Genomic DNA, 3,015 nt, shown 5'->3' with positions numbered 1-3,015 from the left:
GGAATGTCTGGTTCAGCTTCTGACGATGAACTGCCAAGAGAAATCATCGCCGCATTTGGGGGCCAGGAGAACTTAAAACATTTGGATGCCTGCATCACAAGGCTCCGGATTACCGTCAATGAAAAAGATAAAGTGAATAAAGACCAGCTCAAAGCCCTCGGCGCTTCCGGCGTGATGGAAGTCGGCAACAACATCCAGGCCATTTTTGGTCCAACATCAGATGCAATTAAGTCCCAGATGCAGGACGTTATTGCAGGGAAAACGCCTGAACCGATAGCAGAAAAAGAAACAGCGGCTACAGCAATGGCTACTGCTTCTGCTGAAGATATCCAGGCCATGTCCATTACAAGCCCAGCCGCCGGACGGTTGATCCGTATCGATGAGGTAGAGGATGAAGTGTTTTCGGGAAAAATGATGGGGGATGGATTTGCCATTGTGCCGGAAGAAGGCACCTTCCATGCGCCTGTCGACGGTACTATTACTACTGTGTTCCCAACAAAACACGCTGTAGGAATGCAGACGGATGAAGGCACAGAGATTCTCATTCATATCGGTCTGGACACGGTTAATATGAAAGGGGAAGGCTTCGAGGTCTATGTCGCAGAAAATGATAAAGTAAAGCAGGGAGATATACTTGTGAAAGCTGACCTTGAGAAAATCCGCCAGGAAGCAGCTTCTACGACGACGCCGGTAGTGTTTACCAACCTGGATAAAGAATACACTATAAGCGTAGAAAGTGGGAAAATAGTTCATTTTGAAGAAGATAACAATATCGTTACTATTGATGCTTATTCGATCTAATGAGCAATCGAACTGTTAGTACGAATAGAAAAATATTAAACATCTTAGACCTTCAAGTTGAAAAAGATGGTTTTTGCTCGAAGGTCTTTCATCTTTGTAGTAATAAATGACATCAATATTAAACGTACAGCATGCTAACATAAAGGAGATTATCGAAAGTTAATACTATTCTTCAATATGTCTATAAAAAAGACTTTCTAAGCTAGAAGGCTAGAAAGTCTTTTTTATGTTGAGTGTTACGTATCCTCAGGCAACAATTTCTTTACATAACGAGAGCATTTTTTGACGAGATCGTCAGGTGCTTGTCCTTCTATTTTTGCCCCGCGAGCCGATAAATCGATGCTCTTAACGTGATCGGTCAGAACGACTCCGTATACGGCTAAGCCGTCTGGGATTTCTACTTCGAACGGGTAGCTTTTTTGCGATCCTGTGATCGGGCACACAATGGCCAACCCGGTTTTTTGATGATAAGTATAGGGGGAAAGAACAAGCGCGCGTCGAAACCCGCCCTGTTCCCTCCCAGATTGCGGAGTGAAATTCACGGAAAGAAAATCACCCCTATGAGGTATCTGACTAGCTGACATTTATAACCTTTCCTTTCCAACAGCTTCTATGTCAGTACTTTCGTGAAGATTTTCTGGTGTGATTTGCTCCAGCATTTCATCTAAAGACGGTTCTTCATATATGGGCTTAATGATGATAACTCCGTCGACTTCTTTTACTTCTACTTGGGTGCCATCGTTAATCTTGAAGTTTTTTGCTATATTGGAAGGGATACGGACGCCTAAACTACCGCCCCACTTTTGAACAGTGGCCATATTAAAACTCCCTTCTTCATTTATATACCGTTTCATCTACCATTATATCATAATGTATATACTTTTGTTTATACTTAAAGATAATTTACATGTTATTATTTGCTTTATGTTGCAGGTTTAATAACAGCATTTTCATATAATTAAAAAAAAGACCAGCCATGATATTGAAATTTTCATGATCAGTCTTTGCAAACATCAAAATACACTTTATTAAATTATGTTTACTAAAACGTAAATGTTTCAGTAAATATAATGTAAGGTAAAAAGTCTGAAATATTTAAAACTTTTTAGATCTATGTATAGAAAGCTGAAATTTGTATTTGGAAGACTACGACCCAGATTTTTATTTCTAAATGCAACACAACTCGATTCTCGGCAAAAAAACACACCAAAAAAGTTCGAAATTAATAATTTTGAGCGAAAAATATATCGAAGCTCTGACTTACACTATTGTACATTCCTTTTAAAAAAAGCTATCATTCCAAAGCATGAATATATTCTCCTATTTCTTCTATTAAATAATGAATACAATCATTTTCTTTAAATTTGTCATCATACGCTAAATAAACGGTGAAATCTTCTGCTTGTTCGGAGGTAAGTGTAAGCTTATAGCCATTAAGGGTTAAAAAGGAATCGAACATTGTTAAAGCCGTTCTTTTGTTCCCGTTTCGAAAGATATGACCGCCCTGAGCAACGGAACGATAATAGCAGCAAGCTTTCTCTGGAATGGAAGGGTACAATTCTTCGCCATATAGTTCAGTTTTTGGCCGATGTAGCATTGTTTGGAAGCTCTCGTATTGTTTAACCCCTGCTTGATCACTATCATTATACATTTCCATAATAGTGTAATGCATGAAGAGGATTTCTTCTTCAGAAAAGTAAAATACCTCCATAAATCATTCCCTCCAAGCTGTCACTTGTTTTTTAAGTTACGCAGAGCGTCGTCATATTTATCTACGGCACGATTCATTGCTTGTAATACGTCTGGCCGTACACCTTCCGGTAAGGAACGATTTGCTTTTTTCATAATGATTTCCCCAGTTTCTTCATTATAATAGACATTAAGTTCATCGCCCTTAGCTAATTCTAGCTGATCAGCAATTGCTTTAGGTATCCCAACTGAAAGACTATTTCCTGATTGGTTTAATCGACGGGTGTATCTTTTCTCTGCCTGTGCGATCTTAGACGTCTCCTTTTATATTTGAAAAATTCCTTTGTTTGTTATTTGTTTATCATTCTTTTAAAATATATATTGTAAATATAATATATATAATAACTATTACTATGACAATACTTGAGACGAGAGCGTAAAATATTTTGTGTAAACGATCGATCGCAAAAAAAGGAAGTCCTTTTCTAGTAGAATGAAGTTACCGACCACATCCATAGAAAAGAG

General features: G+C 38.2%; 5 protein-coding genes. 1 reads left to right on the top strand and 4 read right to left on the bottom strand.

Annotated features, from left to right (window positions below; all coding sequences use genetic code 11):
- A partial coding sequence (locus tag G548_RS0116800; protein ID WP_040881278.1) for a PTS sugar transporter subunit IIAB occupies positions 1–801 on the top strand: 801 nt, incomplete at its 5' end.
- A 236-nt stretch (positions 802–1,037) separates the two neighbouring features.
- Here G548_RS0116800 and G548_RS0116795 read toward each other — a convergent pair.
- The 4 genes from G548_RS0116795 to G548_RS19115 all read right to left on the bottom strand — a co-directional run bounded on the left by G548_RS0116795 (position 1,038) and on the right by G548_RS19115 (position 2,799).
- Positions 1,038–1,385, bottom strand: coding sequence for a type II toxin-antitoxin system PemK/MazF family toxin (locus G548_RS0116795; RefSeq protein ID WP_022795297.1), 348 nt, complete (start codon positions 1,383–1,385; stop codon positions 1,038–1,040).
- Complete coding sequence (locus tag G548_RS0116790; RefSeq protein ID WP_040881275.1) at positions 1,386–1,619, bottom strand: AbrB/MazE/SpoVT family DNA-binding domain-containing protein; 234 nt, start codon at positions 1,617–1,619, stop codon at positions 1,386–1,388.
- A 476-nt stretch (positions 1,620–2,095) separates the two neighbouring features.
- Complete coding sequence (locus G548_RS0116780) at positions 2,096–2,512, bottom strand: type II toxin-antitoxin system death-on-curing family toxin (RefSeq protein WP_022795294.1); 417 nt, start codon at positions 2,510–2,512, stop codon at positions 2,096–2,098.
- Positions 2,513–2,532: 20 nt separating this feature from the next.
- Positions 2,533–2,799: an AbrB/MazE/SpoVT family DNA-binding domain-containing protein gene (locus G548_RS19115; RefSeq protein ID WP_084687398.1), complete on the bottom strand. Its 267-nt coding sequence runs from the start codon at positions 2,797–2,799 to the stop codon at positions 2,533–2,535.
- Positions 2,800–3,015: the final 216 nt, after the last annotated feature.

Source organism: Marinococcus halotolerans DSM 16375 (genome assembly GCF_000420725.1).
Taxonomy (GTDB): domain Bacteria; phylum Bacillota; class Bacilli; order Bacillales; family Marinococcaceae; genus Marinococcus; species Marinococcus halotolerans.
This window is presented reverse-complemented; position numbering and strand designations above follow the sequence as displayed.

Coding starts and splice junctions, on each gene's coding strand:
- G548_RS0116795 (WP_022795297.1), bottom strand. CDS start 1,385: ATGTCAGCTAGTCAGATACCTCATAGGGGTGATTTTCTTTCCGTGAAT.
- G548_RS0116790 (WP_040881275.1), bottom strand. CDS start 1,619: ATGGCCACTGTTCAAAAGTGGGGCGGTAGTTTAGGCGTCCGTATCCCT.
- G548_RS0116780 (WP_022795294.1), bottom strand. CDS start 2,512: ATGGAGGTATTTTACTTTTCTGAAGAAGAAATCCTCTTCATGCATTAC.